The organism is Orrella marina, from assembly GCF_003058465.1.
Classification (GTDB): Bacteria; Pseudomonadota; Gammaproteobacteria; order Burkholderiales; family Burkholderiaceae_B; genus Algicoccus; species Algicoccus marinus.
Genome location: NZ_CP028901.1, coordinates 1,671,926 through 1,690,299 on the forward strand (window position 1 = coordinate 1,671,926; position 18,374 = coordinate 1,690,299).

Here is an 18,374-nt window from a genome sequence, read left to right on the forward strand (position 1 = left end):
TTACTTCACCAGGCCTTTTTCTTTAAAGTAACGCAGCGCACCGGGATGCACAGGTACCGAACCAACCTCCAGTGCAGTATCAGTCGTGATGTTCTTGCCCTGCACGTGGACCTTGCCCATCGTGTCGAGGTTCTCGAACAGAGCCTTGGTGACCTCATAAGCAGCATCGTCACTCAGGTTCTCGTTGGTGGCCCAGACGGCAAGTACAGCGATGGTGTCGACCGGTTCTGTCTGTCCCTTGTAGGTGTTAGCCGGTAGCGTGACTTTCGCGTAGTAAGGCTGCGTTTCACGAAGCTTCTCGACCAGCGCGCCAGCAATTGGCACAACCTTCAGATCATGAGCCTGGGCAAAGTCGGTCACAGCAGCGGTCGGCACTCCTGCGGTGATCAGCGTTGCATCGAGGTTACCGTCTTTAATCTTGTCAACAGCCTGCGTGAACGAGGAAGAATCCTCACTTACATCCGAGCGAGACAATCCACTGATCTCAAGCAGATCGGTCAGCAACTGGTACTGACCCGATCCTGGCGATCCGGATGAAATGCTCTTGCCCTTCAGGTCAGCGATGCTGTTGATTCCGGAGTCGGCACGGGTGATCAGCTGAACCGTCTCAGGATACAGCGCAGCCAGTGCACGCAGTTGCGGCAATGCGTTGCCTTCGAACTGTGCACGACCGTTGTAAGCCGCATCAAGAATGTCAGCAGCAACAAATGCAGACTCGATGTCATCGTTGGCAAGCAACTTGGCATTGGCGACCGAGGCGCCTGCCGACTCGGCAGTTGCCGATACTTTCTTGCCATTGATCGTGGCCTTGTTCGAGATCAGTTGAGCCAGCATGCCACCGAGAGGGTAGTAGGTACCACCAGTGCCGCCCGTTGCGATACCAAAAAATTCGCGGCTTTGCGACATAGCGCTGGTTGAAACCAGTGACAGAGCGAGCGCAGCGCCCGCAACAGTTTTCCAAGAGATCTTCATGCAACTTCTCCTTATTAAAATTATCCAAGTCATCGGATGTCCGTCGACTTGTTCTTACGATACGGCGCCGGCGCCGTATTTTCCAGTGAGCAACTGCCCGCTGGCGAATCGACCGATGTGATACGGACTGATTTCGATTTGCGTTGGCATTCCCAGCGCATGCTGAGCAAGAACCAGGCCAACTCCGGGTGAGAGCTTGAAGCCGTGCCCGGAAAACCCGAAACCGACAGTCAATCCATCGATACCAGGCAGTCCACCCAGAACAGGGTTCCAGTCAGGGGTGACATCATAAACCCCTGTCCAGGAAGATGCCAGCTGAGCGCAATCATAATCCGGAAAGCGCTCAGCCACCTGCTCTCCAATCGAGACCATGGTATCGAGTGGCACGTCACCCTGTTCGTTCATGCACTGCTCCAGTACCTCGCCCTGCACGCCTTCACTCACCAGCATCTGGCGTGCACCATAACTGCGCAGATACAGCATACCCGGAGAAACCATGTCTTTAAAGACCGGCATCTCCTGGGTGTAGGCCCGCTCGGCTTCAAGTGCCAGCACAATGTGTCGTTCGGCCTTGAGCGGGATATCGACGTTCAGCCAGTTAGCGAGCTGGTGCGCCCAGATATTCTGGGTACTGACGACATGTCCAGCATAAAAGTCACCCGCTGAAGTCTGCACACCCGTGACTCGGCTGCCATCACGAATCAGACCGAGCGCCCGTGTGCCCTGCAGGATCTTCGCGCCCAGACGGCGCGCTGCCTTCGCAAACGATGTATTGGTCATGTAGGGATCGGCAAACCCTGCCTCTGGCTCGTAGGCAATCAGTTCTGATTCGCCAAACCTGGCGATCGGCAACAGCTTGCGCGCCTGCGAGGCGTTGAGCACCTCGATCGGAATACCCATACACTTTTGCTGCTCAATGGTGTCGTGGAGTGCCTGAGCCCGCTGGCCCTCGCCCGCTGCAATCAGATAACCGCACCTGACCAGGCCGCACTGGGCATCCTCATCACCAAGATACCGGCTGAAATCGGTGAACGCATCCCAGGAAAGACGCGCCAGCTTGGCATTGGACTCAACTGAATAATGAGTTCTCAAAATTCCGGAAGATTGTGCTCCAGTTCCATCGCCTATCTGGCTCTGCTCGAGAACAAGTACCCGACCAGCACCAAGCCGGGCGAGATGAAAGGCCACAGAGGCGCCGATGACCCCGGCACCAATCACAATCACATCAAATGTCTGCTCTGTCGACACGGTCTTGCTTTCCATTGAGTAGTAAAGAAGGGGATCAACCTGCCAGCCTTTCAGGCAAACGTCGAACTGGCGCGATCCCGATGACTCACCGGTGCCTGTCAGCAACAACTGCATGACACCGGATATCGCAGTTACAAGCGTAGTGACATGCCATGAAACCCACGACAAGTTCAGTTATATTTCATTTGTTGTGAAGAAAATCTAAATTTATGAATCACTCATGCCCAGACACGACGATCACCTGGACCTGCGCGCACTAAGCGCATTCACCCGGATTGCCCGGACTGGCTCGTTTCATGAAACAGCCAGACAGTTAAACGTCAGCGCAAGTGCACTGAGCCAGGTCATCAGGAACCTGGAAAGCGACCTTGGGCAGCCATTGTTTGACCGCTCAAGCCGGCCTGTCAGCCTGACGCGATTTGGTGAACAGTCGCTGCCCGCCATACAGCGACTGGTTGACGAAGCCAGCGCCTTACGCAAGCGACTGCTGGCTACTGGTCATCACACACCCCGGAATCTTCGCCTTGGCTGTGTCGACTCTTTCGCTGCGACAGTCGGACCATCGCTCATCAGGGGTCTAGACACACACGAGAACTCCCTGCAACTCTATTCAGGACTGGCACCAGATATCTCGAGGCAGATCATGGAGCGTTACATTGACTTTGCCGTGTCAACTGACCCTATGACCGAGCAGGAATCGGTTCGTTGCGTACCGCTGTTCAGAGAGAGCTGGCTGGCAATCTATCCTCAGGGACAAAGCCCTGAGAACATTGGTGCCAGCGCAAACCTTCAGGCGGCGACCAGGAATAAGGACTTCATCCGGTACAGCCTGCGATCCCGCATCGGTGTCCAGATCGAGCGATTCGTGGTTCATCATGGGGTGCGGGCGAACAGGCGCTTCGAGTTTGATGAGACCGAGACCCTGTTATCACTGGTCGCTGCAGGAATGGGATGGGCAATCTCGTCAGCACTCTGTCTACTGCAGTCAAGACACAGTCTTGACAGAGTGGACGTCAGGGAACTCGCCGGCAATCTGCAAGGAGGCCGGGAGTTTTATCTGCTGTGGCGAGATGACGCCGATGAGAGACTGGCAAGATTGCTGATACAGATGATCCGGCAGATCATCGCGCACACTATCCTGCCAGGCATCAGACAGGCCTTGCCAGGCCTGTCTGATCAAGCTTTGGTGCTAACCCTGAACGAGTAACTGTGCAGTCCGTTCAGCGCAACTGATCACCAGGCAAACGGCAACCACATCACGATCTGCGGGAAAAAGTACACCAGCAGCACAGATAGCATCATCAGCAAGATGAACGGGAACACACCTCTGGAGATGACACCTAGCGATGTACTCGAGATAGCCTGAATGACAAAGAGGTTCAACCCCACTGGCGGTGTGATGAGCGCGACTTCGATCAGGATTACAAAGAAGATACCGAACCAGATTGGATCAACACCCAGTGCCATGACTGTCGGAAACAAGACCGGCACCATAATTAACAGCATCGACAGGCTTTCCAGAAAAAGCCCGAGAATCAGCAAGATGATCGTGACGATCACCATGAACCCATCAACCGACGACAAGTGCAGATCGACCAGATCCGAGATCATTCCGGGTACCTGGTAGATCGTAATGGCCTTGCCGAAGATCTTGGCACCCACCACAATCAGAAACAACACAATGGTCGTCGAGGTTGAGTGACGCACCGCTTCATAAAAGGTACGCCATGTAAGCGTGCGTAAAAAGAACATGGTCAGGACAAATGACGCCGCAGCGCCAACGGCTGATGCTTCTGTTGGCGTGAATGCACCGCTGTAAATGCCGCCCAGAATCAGCATCGCCAGACCGACTGTCGGCAAGGCACGCAATGTTGCCACCCGGCGCTCGGAGGCGCTCGCCTTGGGAATGCGTTGTTGAGTTTTGCTGAAACGGGCATGTATGACCGTGTAAATACCAAAGAGCAGGACCAGCAACAAGCCTGGGCCAACACCGGCCAGAAACAGCTTGCCAATACTTTCCTCCGTGATGACGCCGTAAACGATCAGCGGAATCGACGGTGGTATCAAAATGCCAAGCGTGCCTCCGGCAGCCAGCAGTCCTAGCGTGAACCCTTTTCCGTAGCCACGCCTGGTCATCTCCGGGATAGCAACTGTACCGACAGTTGCTGCCGTGGCGACAGAACTGCCGGAAATTGCAGAAAACAGTCCACACGAGATCAGGGCAGCCACACCCAGTCCCCCGGGCCAGTGACCGACCCACTTCTGAACAGCGTCAAACAGATCACGCCCAACCCCGCCCTTGAGCAAAATGTTGGACATGAGCAGGAAAAGAGGCACTGAAAGCAGAACAAAGTTGTCCAGCGACCCATACAGATTCTGCGACAACATCGCCATGGGCAGGCCCTTCAGGGCGATCAACGCTGCACCAAGGCCAGCAAGTGCGAATCCGACCGGAACACCAATAAACAGCAAGCCCAGCAGGGCCATGGCGATATAGACCAGTGTCACGATGCACTCACCTGAGAAGATTTGTCAGACTCGGCAGCAGGAGTTTCCTGCTCGCCACTGACCGAAAACTGCGGAGCAGGACCAAACGGCAGTCGTATCAACTCAACCAGCGACTGCAATGCCAGCAAGGCAAACCCGATGACAATAGGCAACTCACCCACCCAGTTTGGAAAAGCCATCATGGTGGGCTGGCGACGCCCAAGCCGCAGGGAGTCCTGCATCATGTCGTAGCCTTTGCTGGCCGCGACGACAGAAAAAACCAGAATCACGATCAGTGCGATCGCTTCAAACAGATACCGGACCCAGGCCGGTGCAATCGCAAGAATGGCAGTGATACGGATCATCTCGCGCTTGCGAAGCACAAGCGCCATACCCAGGAATGTAAACCAGACTTGCATCAAGGTTGAAACATCCTGGGTCCATTTGGTTGGCGCTGAAAAAACATAGCGGGCAACAACTTCATAGGTCAGCAGAACCGTGATGAGCACGATGAGCACATCACCGATGCGCCCCAGCAGTTCTGATGCCCGATCAACCCAGACGAGGCCCGGAATCGGGGGTCCCTTGTGTTCATTGTTTGCCCGCATGTTCATTCTCAGTAAAGTTTGCGAACTTCTTCAACAAGTTCCTGACCAACAGGACCGGCAGACTTGATGTACTCATCGATTGCTGGCTCGGCAGCCTTCTGCCATGCCTTGACCTGCTCAGGCGTCAAGTTGATGACCTTCATGTCGGTCTTCTCTGCAATGAACTTCTCCGAGTCGAGGTTCTCTTTCTTGGTCTCGGCACGAATCTTGTTCTCGGCAGCCAGCGCAGCTTCGCTCATCCACTTCTTCTCCTGATCGCTCAGGGAATCAAACAACTTGTCGTTGATGACGACCAGGAACTCGGTCTGGGCGTGATTAGTGATGGTCACGAAGTCCATGACTTCATACAGTTTGCGGGACTCAATTGCCGTTGTGCCGGTCATCCCGATATCGACGGTACCGCGCTGGTAGGCGATGAACTGCTCCGAACCGCTGATCTTGACCGGAATGCCGCCGAGCGCATCGACGAAGTCACCCGAGGGCTTGCCAAGCACACGAACTTTCTGGCCCTTGACCTGCTCGGGCATGTCGAGGTGTGTCTTGGATACCAGCTGAATTGGGCCGTAATCCTGCCACCACATCACACGGGTGCCAGTCTGGCGAATCAATTCGTCGATTTTCTGGCGAATCGGGCTATCAGGGCTGGCAGCCTTGGCCAGGACATCGTAGTCCGGAAACATGAACGCAACCGAGAACAGGCCCACAGCCGGGATCGTGCCGGCGTACTCGTCAATCAGGACCAGCCCCATATCAATGGCACCTGAACCGACGGCCTGGGGAATTTCGCTGCCCTTGTAGAGCTGAGCGGAATCGTAGAGCTCGAGCTTGAGCTCGCCGTTGGACAGGCGCTCGACCTCATCTTTAAAGAACACGATGTTCTGTCCGATCTGGTGCTTGAGAGGCAACTGCAACGACAGCCGCACCGTACGTTCAGCCAGCGCCTGGCTACTGACCATCAAACCGGCTGTTGCCAGCGCAGCAACCGAAACAGCTTTCATGAAGCGGGATTTCATACAGACTCCTCCTGAGGATAAAACAATATTATGTGTGTGAGTAAAGCTGTCGCGCCGCCGCGCACAATTCGCTGAATATCAAATCGACGTCAGGACTGCATCTCCTCGCAAAACAGCGCGGATTGTATAGAGAGCACCCTCGGACGGTCAAACGGCTTCGTGGTCTGATGGTACTACTGTGAGCACCAGAATGGTGATGACTGACACAACCTGGACCACAACACCTGCCCCCAGGCTGCCTGGAATCGACTCGCGAACCAGGGTTGCGATAGAGTTACTCATGAAGTTTCGTTTATCAAATTGCATCACCTGCAACCTCTCACACTGAATGCGCATGTAGCAGTCACGGCAGTTGCCTACAATGCCAGCTGATTCCAATCAATGTCTTGCAGAACACACATGGGGGTATTCAACATGCACACGATTCCTGACCCGACCGCCAAGCGCAAACGGCTTCGCCAGCGGCTCGGTGAGCCCGGACTGATTGTCGCGCCGGGCGTATTCGAGATGATCTCGGCACGTATGGCCGACCGGCTTGGATTTGACACGCTTTACATGACTGGATACGGAACAGTTGCCTCTTACCTTGGGTTACCGGATGCTGGCCTTGCAAGCTACACCGACATGGTCAACCGCGCGGCCGCTTTTGCGCAGGGCACCGAAACACCTCTGATCGCAGACGGTGACACCGGGTACGGGGGGCTGCTCAATGTTGCGCATACGGTTCGCGGCTACGAAGCAGCCGGCGTAACGGGTATCCAGCTCGAAGACCAGGAATATCCAAAAAAGTGTGGACATACCCCGGGCGGCGAGTCATCCCGCTTGAGGAAATGGTCCGAAAGATCAAGGTCGCAGTCGAGTCCAGGACTGATCCGGATTTTCTGATTGTGGCACGAACAGACGCCCGCACCCCGCACGGGCTCGATGAAGCACTGCGCAGGGCGCAGGCATACAGCGATGCGGGTGCCGACATTCTGTTCGTCGAGTCTCCCGAAAGCACGGACGAAATGGCCAGGATTGCGGCGACATTTGCCAAACCAACACTCATCAACATCGTTGAGGGCGGCCGCACTCCGGTTCTGTCAAAGACCGAGCTTGAACAAATGGGTTTTAAGATGGCCATCTACCCGACTGCAGCCTTTCTGGCTATGGGACAAGCCGTCGAGAACGTCTATCAGACCTTACGCTCTGACGGTGACACGACTGCGATCCGTGACCACCTGTACAACTTTGAAGCCTTCAGTCGCCTGATGGGGTTCGAGGCAGTCTGGGAGTTCGACCGCAATCACGCACAAGACTGAGTATCAGGTGCAAGTCCGGTCAAGGGGCTTGCACCTGAGGCATGCGGCGCATCACGATGCCGGTCTTGCGCTGAATCCAGTTAGAGTTTCTGTTCTTGTCGTAACGTTTGGGTGCCGGCAGAATACTGGCAAGCCATGCCGCCTGCCTTGCCGTCAGTTTTTCGGCCGAGGTCTTGAAGTAGTGCTCAGCCGCCGCCTCGATCCCGAACACCCCTTCGCCAAACTCGACCAGATTCAAGTAAAGCTCAAGGATCCGGCGCTTGTCCAGAAGCAACTCCATCACGACGGCAAGCAACACCTCCTGTCCTTTGCGAACATAACTCCTGTCAGACGACAGAAACAGGTTCTTGGCCAGTTGCATGGTGATGGTTGAACCGCCTTGTGCGATTTCACCACTTTCCCGGTTCACTTTCAGGGCGCGCTCGATTGCCTGCCACTCGATGCCAGGGTGAGACATGAATCCGGTATCTTCAGCCGCGATGACCGCCAGCCCGGCGTGTCTGGAAATATTGTCATACCCAACCCACTGATGGCGGAATTCGACGCCCTTAGACAGTTGCGCCAGTCGCACTGCCTCGCTTCTCATAAAGGCACTGGAAGGCGGATCAAACCAGCGGAACATGCCTATCTGCACCAGAAAATAAGCCTGCACGACGATCACGATCAGACACAGCAGTCCGATGAGCCGCCCGAACAGGCGCCACACTCTGCCCATCAGCCCTGTCCTTGGGGCAGGGTCAGTCCAGCGCTGGCCCGAGTCGACATGATTGCACTCATCTTCATCGGCAATGTCATCCAGGTACATGTGGTGGTGATCGGACAGAGGACTATCTGAGAGTCCTGCGGTCTGTCTCGTGTGTGCATGAGATGGGTGTACATGTTTTGAGACTGGCCCTTTTATTCGCCATCCGGGCGATCTGACTGACAACGGATCGTGTTTGCGACGCCAGCGACTATCCCCCGGATGATGCGGCACTCGTCGCCCCATCACCATCAAGCCGCCTCCCAGTCAATCAAGGCACGCTTGACTGACGCACCCCAGCGAAACTGACCAACTCCGCCAGAACCCGGCACCACACGGTGACAAGGAATCAAAACAGCCACACCGTTACGACCGATCGCACTTCCCACAGCTCTCGCGGCCTTGGGACGTCCGATGGCGCTCGCCAGTTCACTATAGGTCACGACCATTCCTCTGGGTATCTCACACAGCGCCCGCCAGACTGTTAATTCAAATTCAGTCCCACTCACCACCACGTCAAGCGGCTGCGTCGCGTGCGGACAAGCGCGTTCAGGAGGCACGCCAAACACGCGATCACACCAGACCCGAGCACTCCCGTCGTCACGTATCGTGGTCAGGACCGAATCGCCGGAGCCCATTGCTTGAGCGTGCCTTGCCTGCACGAATGACATTGCTGGTTCCGGGTCGTCGGTCGCCAGCCACAGCGCTAGCAACCCGGCGTCAGCCCAGACAGCGACAGACTGGCCAAAGGGTGTGAGAGCAACGCCCCAGGACGCACACTGCAGGCCCTGCTGTCCAGAGGGCATCACCAGACGAACGGTGGGTCGAATACTGCTCATGGCCGCTATCTGCAATCTGTGCTTTTGATGACATCCCCCATGCTACCATCGCAGCCACTGATCTTGACTTCACACGGCATCCACAGCCTTGCTTGACTATCCTTTACACGTATTTCTGGCGGTGCTGGCAGCAGCCGCTCTGCACGCTACCTGGAATGCGCTGGTTCGGGGAGGTTCAGACCCCTTGCTGCACACTGCAGCCGTGGTCGGGTGGACCGGGGTGTTTGCGCTACCCACCTTGTTTTTTCTGCCGCTGCCGACTCCACAGGCAGCGCTGGTTCTGGTGGGATCGGTCATTATCCACATTGCCTACTACACCACGCTCGCGGGTGCTTACCGCAATGGCAATCTGAGCACGATCTACCCGATCATCCGGGGTTGTGCGCCGATCATGATTTCACTCGGTTCACTCGTGTTTCTCGACGAAACGCTGAACCTGACCAACTGGCTCGGCGTCCTGCTCATCAGTGCGGGTGTACTTGTTATTGCGCTTCGGTCCGGCCTCGAAAATGTGGCAAGAGCACTCAAATGGGCACTGGCTTGCAGCCTGACCATTGCCATTTATTCAATCATCGACGGCTATGGAGCTCGCATCTCCGGGAACGCCCTGTCGTTTGCTGCCTGGCTCTTTGTTTCAGAGTCCATTGCATTCTGGGCACTTCTGACTGCACTAGGGCGCGGCAAGGCGTTGCGCAACTACGTTAGGGATCGATTCCGCAACACAGCACTGGCCGGGATCATGTCGGCAACAGGATATACCGTCGTGCTCTGGGCGATGAGCCAGGCTCCCCTGGCACTGGTGTCCGCCACACGCGAAACCTCTGTACTGTTTGCTGGTGTGCTCGGTGCAATATTGCTTAAAGAGAAAGTGCGCGCAAGACAGATCGTTGCTGCGTCCATCATCCTGTGTGGACTGATCGCCATGCGCCTTTAGCACACCGGTTACACACCTGTTTATACGACAGCGCTTGGCAGCGGCGAAGGCATGAGAGTGTGCGACAACCCATTCTTCCTCTTGCACGGTAGAGCCAGAAAGCTGATAACCTCGTATCACTGCAGGCAAAGCTACAATTTTCACTTCACAAAGGCGTTTGAGCAATCATGATTTGCGACCTCGTGTCGATTCCATGCGGGAATTTCAAACACACGCCCAATCTGCAAGAGTCATGTAGCGGAATTTATTCTCACGCCATCAACGTTAATCCGAGCACCTTCCTTCCATGAGCAACCGTACCGCGTCAGTGCGCTGGCCCGAGCAACTTCGTCATCATGCCCGCTCTCACACCAAGTCACTCGCCGGACTCGGCGTTGCCATCATCGGACTGATCTGGCTATGGAGTCTTGCCTTTGGCAATCCATCCGAGCTAGGTTCGACAGCCATCACCCTCGCCTTGCTGGGTGGTGGTGCGGGCTTTGCCAGTACTGCGCTAGGTGCCGCCCCTGCGCTGCTGATGAACAACCTCAATGCGCGCACGGAAGATGTCATGCTCGGAACTGCAGCAGGGATGATGCTTGCTGCAGCGTCGTTCTCGCTTATCCTGCCTGGGCTCGAAGCAGGTGCTGTTCTGACTGACAGCGCTATTATGGGTGCAGGGCTGGTCGTAGTCGGCATGGCTGCAGGCGTCTTGCTGATGCTGGGACTCGATGCGTTTACACCTCACGAGCACTTCAAGACAGGCCCTTGCGGACCGGGACATGAGCGATGCGCCCGAGTCTGGCTCTTTGTCTTCGCGATTGCGCTTCACAACCTGCCAGAGGGCATGGCGGTCGGGTTTGGCTTTTCGAAAGGTGACATCACGGTTGGCCTGCCGCTGGCCCTGGCCATCTCGCTACAAAACCTGCCCGAAGGGCTCGCGGTCGCGATGTCCCTGCGCTCCATCGGAATGAGACCACTGCATGCTCTGCTAGTCACCGCCGCGACCGGATTGCTGGAACCTGTGGGAGCGTTGATTGGCGTGAGCCTGGTAGGTGGGTCAGCGCTCGCCTATCCCGTCGGATTGGGACTGGCTGCCGGGGCGATGCTGTTTGTCGTCTCACACGAAGTCATCCCTGAGACTCACCGCAACAATCACCAGACACCCGCAACAATAGGACTGATGGTCGGTTTTGCAGTCATGATGGTACTTGACAGCATACTGGGTTGAAAATGGCCACCTCAGATCTCTTGTGACTCTTGCGCCAGCACCACCTGGTTGCGCCCTTGCTCCTTGGCATCATAGAGACAACGATCAGCACGGCTCATCAGTTGATCCAGTGTTTCGCCCGGTTGCAACCCTGCAACCCCAATACTGACCGTCACATTGGCCCGGTCAGTACTCGTGACCGGAACAGAAAGCGCTTCGATCGCCTGTCGCAATCTTTGAGCCAGTATCTCTGCGTTATCCACGGGAGTTTCCGGCAGGAGCACGACAAACTCCTCGCCCCCGATACGCGCTCCCAGATCAGTCTGCCGTAAATTACTCAGAATTGTATGACCGAGTCGCTTGAGTACAAGGTCACCGGCACCATGACCCCACTCGTCGTTAATATCCTTGAAATGGTCTGCATCCACTAGCAACATGGACAATGAGCGTTCGTAACGGTTCGCACGACGGACCTCGTAAGTCCCCACTTCCATCAGATGGCGCCGGTTGCTCATGCCTGTCAGTGCATCCGTGGTGGCCAGTTCGGCCAGTGCTTCGCGCTGTTGCAGGACTCTGAGATAAGACTGAACGATCAACAGTGACAGCAAGAACAGCCCAAAAAACAAACAACCCAGTCTTGACGCTGTGTTCTCGCCAGTTGGCCAGTTGCCTTTGTATGTCATAACTCACCAGGACGTACATCGGCAGACCATCGACTCTGCTCAAGGCATAAACAGCCTCCTCACCCAGATAACTCTGACTACCGGAGAGCGTCCGCATTGCGGCCCCGGCCGAGCCATACACCGAATTGCCGGAAGCGTTCCGGTCGCTTTGTGCATACTGAGCATTCCGGGCGTCCTGCGAATTCTCCACACCCGTGTCATGTGCGCTTGCACGCATGATCAGGAACACTTCGTGCGCCCGGATCTCACTCAGTCCGTAAGTCATATGTGCCAGCACCTGTCCGTCTGGTCCAAGCAACGTGATGGATTCGTTGTTACGACTGGCGTAGTGACCGAACCAGTCCTTAACAAAGTCCAGATCAAGACCCGTGGTCACTGCCCCCAGAAACTCGCCACTTTGGCTGGTGATCTGTCTGGAAAACGCAACCAATCCACCCGCGTGGACCGTTTGCCCGGGACCAAGCACATGCATCTGGAGAACAGGTGACGAAGTCTGCCACAACTGATCACATCGTGCCGGCGTCTGGGTAAAGGATCTGTGCAAAGCGTCATTGGCTGCCAGCGTCGAACAATCGGAGCCAATAATCGACAACCCGTGCAAGAAAGGCGCATCCAGCAACTTGTTCTGCAGCAGACTGTTGTAAAACTGTCGTAGCTCCTCGTCACTCTGCAACTGACTCAGGTGCTCATCCTCCACACTCGACACGACCTCTCCCAGAAGATAGCGAGCAGCCACATGAAAAAACGTGACTCCTTTGGAAATCAGCTGACTCTGCTGGGTTGCAATGACTGCCGTATCAGCCAGGACAATGTCCCTCTGATGCTCACGGTCCAGGAAAGCCCAGTACACGATCACGGCAAATACAACAAACACCAGACCATATGCTCTGAGATAAGCGCGAACTAGCATGGCAGTGAATGGTTCCTCAGGACTTGATAAGGAAAATCCGGATCAAAGGGGATGGGTGGGTGAGTCATCTCTATCAGATACACCAAGCAAGCCTGATGGAGGAAAGCACAAAGTGGCTCCGACAATCATCCCCTCTTTCTGAGTCTGATCAAAAAATGCCAGCGCTCGAAAGTTCAGTTATGCAGTTCTGCGTTCGCGATCCAAGCCCTCTGATGACTTGGCGAAGATGTTTCCATTGGCACTATAACAGTGCTCTCTTTCCTTGCCGCAACCATCCTCACAGGAATCGTACAAAACAAAAGACTCTCACCTGCGCTTGAAGACGACCACGTCATTGTGTCTCGTTCGCACAACAGCCGAGGCATTGGTGTGCACGCCAGTCGGAATGTGTTCCAGTCATCCTGCCGGGCAAAACAACCCCGCCATTGACCTATTATTGCTGTCTGATGGCACGATGTACAGGTAATACTCATGATGCCAGTGAAACTCGCGTGAGTACGCCTGGGCAAGACCGTGCCGCTTATCTATCAATCTTATTCTGCAACCCGGACTGTCTCACTCATTCAGTCGGGCAACGAGGGCCGTAGCCAAATGACCACGTCAGACCAATACACCCGCGAGGAGTTGCACCATCGCCAGGTGAACATGAAGTTCTATCGCCGTTCAGACGGCCTGTATGAAGTAGAGGGGCACCTGACAGACAGTAAAAGTCACCCATTCATGCGTCAGCTGGGTCAGAAAAACCTGGAACCAGGTGACCCTGTACATGACATCATCGTACGACTGGTCATTGATACCGACCTCCAAGTCCATGATGTCCGTGCGATCATGCTGGCAACCCCTTTTGGCGTCTGTCGCGGTGCGCAGCAAACACTTGACGGCCTGATCGGACTGACCATCGCCAAAGGCTGGAACAAAAAGGTGCGTGATCTGTTAGGTGGATCAAAGTCCTGTACTCACATCATGGAAATGCTCGGACCGATGGCTACAACGGCCTACCAGGGACTGGCTCCTCAGCGCATCGAACGTACCAACAAACCAGAGAATGAGCATCTGCGCCGTGCCAAGGTCGACAGTTGCTATGCCTACTCTGCCGAACGCGAGATTGTGGCGCGCCTGTGGCCCGATCTGGCACGCAGCAAACAAGATGCCTGATTGTTTGAACGGATGACGGCCGGCAAAGCACAGATCAAGATCGCGATGTCTCGCTCGTGTACGCGTTCGTGTGCGCAGACCTCTTGCAACACGTGCAAGAGGACAGAAGCGTACCGTTTCTTGTTGCAGCACTTTCCAGTCAGATGGGTGGGGATAGCAAAAGCCGGCAAACCGCTCGCTGACATGAAATGGCGTCAAAGTCAGGCATTTATCCAGCGTTGACACGACGAAAAACGCCTGAAACGCCAGAGCAGCAGGGCACAATGCCGGTCGTTGAACATGGCTGCCGAGCTTTACAAGCCAATCTCGTTTGCCAACAGTGTTGTCTCGTTGCCTGCGGTGACCAAAGCGACTTTGCTTTCAAATCGAACGCCATCGGCACTTTATTGTGCAGTTGTCTGTTGCGCCTGAGCCTGCAGTTCGGCACTGGACTCTCTGACCTGCCGTCCCGGCACCAACACCTCGGATGGCGCAGTGGGGAGGACTTGTGAACCGGACTGCGAGAGTTTGATCGCATACTCGAGCCAGCGCTGCGCCTTGACCATTTGCTGGATAGCTCTGCGCTGCGAACTGATTCGATGCAACGCCCGCTCCATGTCTTCGACCCGCCATTGCCCGCTCGCGCCAGATCGCAATAGCGCCATCTTTAGCGTCTGGTAGGACTGCTCGAATCGAGAAAGACTCTCCAGACTATCAGAGTCTGTCTCGGGATTCTGATAACAGGCCATCAACTCTTCGATGCGATTTCGATAGTTCGTGTAAATTTTGGTCAGAGCCTCGGACTGCAGAACGTCTACTGGCAGTTGCAGCGTTTCAAAGACCAACTCAAGCACGTTCTCAAGGTAACGGCGCACCCTGAGCAGTGCTGCGACCCGGTCACTGGTCACTTCGTCCATGGTACCGCGGCTCATTTCGTCAACAAACGATTCGCTCGCTTTGAGCAGACTGAACAAATCCCGTCTACGATCCGGTGCATCCGACTTGGCTCCAATCGTACAGGAGACGTAATCCCAGGCCATTGAGAGCATACGGGTTGCCTCATTAGCGAGTGCACTGGCAGCAAACATGGGTACAGGCAATGTGGTGCGATCCAGAAACTGCGGCTTGGCTGCTGCCTTGTCCTCAGCCGGCACATACCAGGTCTCGAGCCGGCCTGTCAGCCAGTTCACCCACGGCGCCAGCACGATCACACCCATGACATTAAAGGTTGTGTTGAATAATGCGAGACTGGTTGCGGGCGCTTCGTCAAAACCGAACCAGTTACCTAGAAGATCAATCACCAAGAGCAGGACCGGCAGCAACAGAAACCCGATGATCGCGGCTAGCAGATGAAAAATTACATGAGCAGTGGCCACCCGCTTGGCGTTCGGAGTACCCCCGATCACTGCAAGAATCGCAGTCACCTTGGTTCCTACGTTCGCACCAATCACCACGGCCGCTGCTCCGCCAACATCAATGAGCCCCGCCTGCGCTGCTGAAATGGCGATCACCGTTGACGCACTCGAGGACTGCATGACGACAGTCATGACAATACCAATGAGCAACTGCAAGGCTGCAATCGACAAGCCAGAACCTTGCGGAATCGTCCAGCCCTCTGCCACCCCGGAAAAGCCAGCCTGCATCAGCATGATGCCGTAAAAGAGCATTCCGAAACCGGCCAGAGCCTCCCCGAAAAATCCGATCCTGTGGTTCTTGCGCGCGATCTGCGCCGCCACACCAAGTGCAATCAGCGGCAAGGCAGCCGCAGCGATGTTGAGCTTCAAGCCGGCGATTGCAACAATCCAGCCAGTGGTGGTCGTACCGATGCTCGCGCCAAAAAGCACCCACAGTGCCGACCCAAGTGAAAGCAGGCCAGCGTTCACAAATCCGATGGTCGCAACTGTTACAGCACTGGACGACTGAACAAGCGCGGTCACAAGCGCACCGGCACCCAGCCCTTTGAGACGGGTGCTCGTGGCATTAGCCAATATCCGCTCAAGTGATGAACCAGCGGCAAGCTTCAGGCCATTGGACAACATGGCCATGCCAAGCATGAACATGCCTAGCCCACCTACGAGTTCAGTCCACTGGAAGCCCATCAAGAAACACCATCATTCAAATACATTTAACGCGTTTGTAACCGAAATGTGGAAGTCTTTGCATTGGCATTCGCCCGCGGTGCATGTCTTCGGTAAATCTCCCGTCCATCGTCTCGCTTGCGTGAGCGAATCAAGCCACAACGACAGTTATGCGTCCTGATCCGTGTCCCTCATCACCAGAAACACCAGAACCAGCAGGATTACCACCACAAAACGGAAAGCAGATTCCACGCCGTTCCACTGATCGGACATCCACATCCCGAACCATTCACCACCGATCGTCATGAAGCCGACTTGCCAGACCAGAAAACCGAGCGCCAGCCCCGTGATCGCAGTACCCTTTGCCCGATTGAAAGTACGTGCATCTGCCCGTCGAAAGCGGTAAAGACGATAAGCCCCGATCCAGCACAGCAAGGCAACAAGCGCCTCCATCAGAATGATGATCCAGTAGCCGAGGTGATGTAGCCAGGGCGCATCGACGGATCGATAGCGGATGCTCGATTCGGGAAAAATCGTGTCCATCAGCAAGACATGACGCACAAACTCGAAATTGCTCCCGTAATCAGTAAGGTTGCCAAACGCAACCAGCGTTGCAAACAAACCGATCGCGGCAACAAACAAAGATTTGGTGGCACGGATAATCACAGACACTCTCCAGAAACAACAAACCATTCTGATCTCAAAATCGATCAAATCAGACCAGGCAAATCAACGCTAACTGGATGGAGTAGATTGATTCGCAAACCAGCTCGCCGACTCTCACTCTCCTGTCTGCACGGCAATCGATCCGTGCTGACGATGCTCGTTCTGCATGATAGATTCACATAACAAAATGCAAATCAGCATAAGGAAAAATCGATGGCACAGAATATCGTCCCACAGACACCTACCAAGGAGGTTGGGGCCGTTGTCAACGCAGTCCATATTCTGCGCTTTCTTGCCAGTCAGACCAACCCCCAGAGCGTCACGACCACCGCGCGTGCAACCGGCGTCAGCCCAAGCACGACCTTCAACATCCTGCGAACACTGGCCAGCGAAGGCATGGTCAGATTTAATGAAAGCACCAAAACCTACAGCCTGGGACTCGGTTTGTCTGAACTTGCCGTCAACCTGATTGGGCAAAGCCACGCAGATCTGATCCAGCCCGAACTTGACCGTCTGGCATTGAACCTGCAGATCCTGACCGTCCTGTGGCGAGTCACAAGTGACCGGCACATCAGCATGATTGCGAGTGCCACGCCTCGCGTTCCGCACGTCGCCGTTCGCAAGGATAGCCGTCTGCCGGAACTCGTTGGTGCAGTCGGGCGCTGTATTGCGGCCGCCCGCAACCTCCCGGTCGATACGCTCAGGCGCCATTTCTCCGGAATTCGATGGGACAACCCGCCAGACTTCGATCGCTACCTGGCCGATGTGGAGAAAGCCAGGGCCGAGGGATGGGCTATCGACGAAGGTGGCCTGTATCACGGAGTGAGCCTGGTCGGAAGCGCCATCACTGACCAGCATGGCAAGCCCAGGTTTGCCCTGTCGGGCATTGCGATCTCGACTCAACAGAACAACGATAGCCTGCTCAAAGCAGCTTACTCGATCCGGGAGACGGCGCTTTACCTGCAACGGTCACTCTTTCCACGCTCGCATGAGCACTCGCGCGACATCGGTCATTGAGGCGCACCCACTCTCCCGCATAGATAGGGAATTCACATTCCGACCAGCTCAGACTGCAGGTCCGCCAGGCACGCACCTGCGACAGATCGAGAGGTTGCCCTTATTTATACGTGCACCCAGAAACAGACAAAGATTAAGTCTGAGTTAACAAAACTGGAACCCCTAAGTTTTTTTAAATTATTCAATAACTTATAACTAGCCCTAAAAACTTCCGGCGAAGCCTATCCAGACAATCCCTCATAGCGTGTGCTTGACACCCCTACGACAGTTCTCATATTTTTCAATACTGAATTGCATTCACAATTCAGTTCAACAAAATCACAAACGCCAGAGATCCATTTGTGCGCAACGCGTGCTGGCAATTGAGGAGACAAGATGCCATGCCTGATTTGTCGCAGTCCGATGACATCTGCGAATCCTTTGGACGTCAGGCGTCAGACCGGATTGCCGTGCTTGAGAAACACCAGAAAAATATTGCCTCGTTTTCAGGACTCTTTACGGACCGGGCAACAGAAAAAAGCTGCTGACCCGGTTTTCAACCTTTCAGACAATG

Annotated in this window: 18 protein-coding genes and 1 pseudogene; 7 read left to right on the top strand and 12 right to left on the bottom strand. The window is 55.2% G+C overall.

The genetic code is table 11. The features are described from left to right. Positions 1-972: a TAXI family TRAP transporter solute-binding subunit gene (locus DBV39_RS07465; RefSeq protein WP_108621002.1), complete on the bottom strand. Its 972-nt coding sequence runs from the start codon at positions 970-972 to the stop codon at positions 1-3. 54 nt (positions 973-1,026) lie between these two features. Then, positions 1,027-2,235, bottom strand: a complete 1,209-nt coding sequence (locus tag DBV39_RS07470) for an NAD(P)/FAD-dependent oxidoreductase (protein WP_108623158.1) — start codon at positions 2,233-2,235, stop codon at positions 1,027-1,029. Between the two features lie 205 nt (positions 2,236-2,440). Here DBV39_RS07470 and DBV39_RS07475 point away from each other — a divergent pair, with 205 nt between their 5' ends. Further along, positions 2,441-3,427 carry a LysR family transcriptional regulator gene (locus DBV39_RS07475; RefSeq protein ID WP_108621003.1) on the top strand — a complete coding sequence of 329 codons (987 nt, stop codon included), beginning with the start codon at positions 2,441-2,443 and terminating at the stop codon, positions 3,425-3,427. A gap of 26 nt (positions 3,428-3,453) precedes the next feature. On the opposite strand, the gene DBV39_RS07480 is transcribed toward DBV39_RS07475, so the two are convergent. The 4 genes from DBV39_RS07480 to DBV39_RS20275 form a co-directional block, all read right to left on the bottom strand. Then, a complete protein-coding gene (locus tag DBV39_RS07480) occupies positions 3,454-4,728 on the bottom strand; it encodes a TRAP transporter large permease (RefSeq protein WP_108621004.1) in 1,275 nt (424 codons plus the stop codon). Further along, entirely contained in the window at positions 4,725-5,315 is a 591-nt protein-coding gene (locus DBV39_RS07485) for a TRAP transporter small permease (RefSeq protein WP_159078859.1), read from the bottom strand. Before DBV39_RS07485 ends, DBV39_RS07480 begins: the two co-directional genes overlap by 4 nt. An 8-nt stretch (positions 5,316-5,323) precedes the next feature. After that, complete coding sequence (locus DBV39_RS07490; protein ID WP_227870855.1) at positions 5,324-6,328, bottom strand: TRAP transporter substrate-binding protein; 1,005 nt, start codon at positions 6,326-6,328, stop codon at positions 5,324-5,326. Positions 6,329-6,475: 147 nt separating this feature from the next. After that, positions 6,476-6,610 (bottom strand): hypothetical protein, encoded by a 135-nt coding sequence (locus DBV39_RS20275; RefSeq protein ID WP_265416044.1) that lies wholly within the window; start codon positions 6,608-6,610, stop codon positions 6,476-6,478. 225 nt (positions 6,611-6,835) lie between these two features. On the opposite strand from DBV39_RS20275, the pseudogene DBV39_RS07500 reads away from it, so the two are divergent. Further along, a pseudogene (locus tag DBV39_RS07500) lies at positions 6,836-7,629 on the top strand (isocitrate lyase/PEP mutase family protein). 19 nt (positions 7,630-7,648) lie between these two features. On the opposite strand, the gene mtgA reads toward DBV39_RS07500, so the two are convergent. Both mtgA and DBV39_RS07510 read right to left on the bottom strand, forming a co-directional pair. Beyond that, the gene (gene mtgA / locus DBV39_RS07505) at positions 7,649-8,434 is read right to left on the bottom strand and encodes a monofunctional biosynthetic peptidoglycan transglycosylase (RefSeq protein ID WP_227870856.1); all 786 of its coding nucleotides are present in this window, start codon (positions 8,432-8,434) and stop codon (positions 7,649-7,651) included. Positions 8,435-8,622: 188 nt separating this feature from the next. Then, positions 8,623-9,210 carry a methylated-DNA--[protein]-cysteine S-methyltransferase gene (locus DBV39_RS07510; RefSeq protein ID WP_108621007.1) on the bottom strand — a complete coding sequence of 196 codons (588 nt, stop codon included), beginning with the start codon at positions 9,208-9,210 and terminating at the stop codon, positions 8,623-8,625. Between the two features lie 88 nt (positions 9,211-9,298). Here DBV39_RS07510 and DBV39_RS07515 point away from each other — a divergent pair, with 88 nt between their 5' ends. Together DBV39_RS07515 and DBV39_RS07520 are read left to right on the top strand one after the other, a co-directional pair. Further along, positions 9,299-10,144 carry a DMT family transporter gene (locus DBV39_RS07515; RefSeq protein WP_108621008.1) on the top strand — a complete coding sequence of 282 codons (846 nt, stop codon included), beginning with the start codon at positions 9,299-9,301 and terminating at the stop codon, positions 10,142-10,144. 286 nt (positions 10,145-10,430) lie between these two features. Then, positions 10,431-11,354, top strand: a complete 924-nt coding sequence (locus tag DBV39_RS07520) for a ZIP family metal transporter (RefSeq protein ID WP_108621009.1) — start codon at positions 10,431-10,433, stop codon at positions 11,352-11,354. Positions 11,355-11,365: 11 nt separating this feature from the next. Here the strand turns inward: DBV39_RS07520 and DBV39_RS07525 are convergent, their stop codons facing one another. Together DBV39_RS07525 and DBV39_RS19460 are read right to left on the bottom strand one after the other, a co-directional pair. Next, positions 11,366-11,848, bottom strand: a complete 483-nt coding sequence (locus DBV39_RS07525; RefSeq protein WP_159078860.1) for a GGDEF domain-containing protein — start codon at positions 11,846-11,848, stop codon at positions 11,366-11,368. Beyond that, complete coding sequence (locus DBV39_RS19460) at positions 11,733-12,926, bottom strand: hypothetical protein (protein ID WP_159078861.1); 1,194 nt, start codon at positions 12,924-12,926, stop codon at positions 11,733-11,735. The genes DBV39_RS07525 and DBV39_RS19460 overlap by 116 nt, the downstream gene beginning before the upstream one ends. A gap of 591 nt (positions 12,927-13,517) precedes the next feature. Here DBV39_RS19460 and DBV39_RS07540 point away from each other — a divergent pair. Further along, on the top strand, positions 13,518-14,081 hold the full coding sequence (locus tag DBV39_RS07540; protein WP_108621013.1) for a DUF2889 domain-containing protein: 564 nt from the start codon (positions 13,518-13,520) through the stop codon (positions 14,079-14,081). A gap of 383 nt (positions 14,082-14,464) precedes the next feature. On the opposite strand, the gene DBV39_RS07545 is transcribed toward DBV39_RS07540, so the two are convergent. Beyond that, the gene (locus DBV39_RS07545; protein WP_108621014.1) at positions 14,465-16,159 is read right to left on the bottom strand and encodes a Na/Pi cotransporter family protein; all 1,695 of its coding nucleotides are present in this window, start codon (positions 16,157-16,159) and stop codon (positions 14,465-14,467) included. A gap of 147 nt (positions 16,160-16,306) precedes the next feature. Further along, the gene (locus DBV39_RS07550) at positions 16,307-16,804 is read right to left on the bottom strand and encodes a DUF2165 family protein (RefSeq protein ID WP_108621015.1); all 498 of its coding nucleotides are present in this window, start codon (positions 16,802-16,804) and stop codon (positions 16,307-16,309) included. A 213-nt stretch (positions 16,805-17,017) separates the two neighbouring features. Here DBV39_RS07550 and DBV39_RS07555 point away from each other — a divergent pair, with 213 nt between their 5' ends. Both DBV39_RS07555 and DBV39_RS19465 read left to right on the top strand, forming a co-directional pair. Beyond that, positions 17,018-17,821 (top strand): IclR family transcriptional regulator, encoded by an 804-nt coding sequence (locus tag DBV39_RS07555; protein WP_108621016.1) that lies wholly within the window; start codon positions 17,018-17,020, stop codon positions 17,819-17,821. Positions 17,822-18,201: 380 nt separating this feature from the next. Next, the gene (locus DBV39_RS19465) at positions 18,202-18,348 is read left to right on the top strand and encodes a hypothetical protein (protein ID WP_159078862.1); all 147 of its coding nucleotides are present in this window, start codon (positions 18,202-18,204) and stop codon (positions 18,346-18,348) included. Positions 18,349-18,374: the final 26 nt, after the last annotated feature.

Excerpts from the sequence above, each read along its gene's own strand:
- DBV39_RS07465 (WP_108621002.1), bottom strand. The coding sequence starts at position 972 with ATGAAGATCTCTTGGAAAACTGTTGCGGGCGCTGCGCTCGCTCTGTCA.
- DBV39_RS07470 (WP_108623158.1), bottom strand. The coding sequence starts at position 2,235 with ATGGAAAGCAAGACCGTGTCGACAGAGCAGACATTTGATGTGATTGTG.
- DBV39_RS07475 (WP_108621003.1), top strand. The coding sequence starts at position 2,441 with ATGCCCAGACACGACGATCACCTGGACCTGCGCGCACTAAGCGCATTC.
- DBV39_RS07485 (WP_159078859.1), bottom strand. The coding sequence starts at position 5,315 with ATGCGGGCAAACAATGAACACAAGGGACCCCCGATTCCGGGCCTCGTC.
- DBV39_RS07490 (WP_227870855.1), bottom strand. The coding sequence starts at position 6,328 with ATGAAATCCCGCTTCATGAAAGCTGTTTCGGTTGCTGCGCTGGCAACA.
- DBV39_RS20275 (WP_265416044.1), bottom strand. The coding sequence starts at position 6,610 with ATGAGTAACTCTATCGCAACCCTGGTTCGCGAGTCGATTCCAGGCAGC.
- mtgA (WP_227870856.1), bottom strand. The coding sequence starts at position 8,434 with ATGTACCTGGATGACATTGCCGATGAAGATGAGTGCAATCATGTCGAC.
- DBV39_RS07510 (WP_108621007.1), bottom strand. The coding sequence starts at position 9,210 with ATGAGCAGTATTCGACCCACCGTTCGTCTGGTGATGCCCTCTGGACAG.
- DBV39_RS07520 (WP_108621009.1), top strand. The coding sequence starts at position 10,431 with ATGAGCAACCGTACCGCGTCAGTGCGCTGGCCCGAGCAACTTCGTCAT.
- DBV39_RS07525 (WP_159078860.1), bottom strand. The coding sequence starts at position 11,848 with ATGAGCAACCGGCGCCATCTGATGGAAGTGGGGACTTACGAGGTCCGT.
- DBV39_RS19460 (WP_159078861.1), bottom strand. The coding sequence starts at position 12,926 with ATGCTAGTTCGCGCTTATCTCAGAGCATATGGTCTGGTGTTTGTTGTA.
- DBV39_RS07540 (WP_108621013.1), top strand. The coding sequence starts at position 13,518 with ATGACCACGTCAGACCAATACACCCGCGAGGAGTTGCACCATCGCCAG.
- DBV39_RS07545 (WP_108621014.1), bottom strand. The coding sequence starts at position 16,159 with ATGGGCTTCCAGTGGACTGAACTCGTAGGTGGGCTAGGCATGTTCATG.
- DBV39_RS07555 (WP_108621016.1), top strand. The coding sequence starts at position 17,018 with ATGGCACAGAATATCGTCCCACAGACACCTACCAAGGAGGTTGGGGCC.
- DBV39_RS19465 (WP_159078862.1), top strand. The coding sequence starts at position 18,202 with ATGCCTGATTTGTCGCAGTCCGATGACATCTGCGAATCCTTTGGACGT.